Genomic DNA, 472 nt, shown 5'->3' on the forward strand with positions numbered 1-472 from the left:
CGTAAGGTGCCACCCACCTATTAGCGATCGGTTGATTGGTGGATGCGTGGACGGATCGGTGACCGACACAGATTGACTGTGAAACGTCTCTGGCGTGGACACGACCATCAAGTGGAACACCGAGTGGAAAGATGGACTCCATCAATGCCCGGATACCGGTAGCAACGGCGTTCACCTGGCAGGCATTTGATTGTCCCGCCGTTGACGTTGGATTGAGGGTGGTTCTACAGTCAGACGTTCTGCATGCTGGGTAGCATCGATCTATCATTCCAACATTGAAAATCAACGTGCGTTTCGGCAACACGTCCGAGGCAAAGATTCGTAAGAACCTTCGGGCCTCCGCCGCCGATGGTGCCGCTTTCGGCGGCATGGTGGGAATCGGCGAGACTTATCTGGCTGCTTTCGCCCTCGCGGTCGGCATGAGCGAGTTGACTGCGGGGATGGTTGCTAGTTTACCCATGTTAGCCGGCGG

General features: G+C 56.1%; 1 pseudogene. It reads left to right on the plus strand.

Going from position 1 to position 472, the window contains the following annotated elements:
* Positions 1-287: 287 nt before the first annotated feature.
* A pseudogene (locus tag FYC48_RS25590) lies at positions 288-472 on the plus strand (MFS transporter); the annotation flags it as partial.

The organism is Roseiconus lacunae (assembly GCF_008312935.1).
Classification (GTDB): Bacteria; Planctomycetota; Planctomycetia; order Pirellulales; family Pirellulaceae; genus Stieleria; species Stieleria lacunae.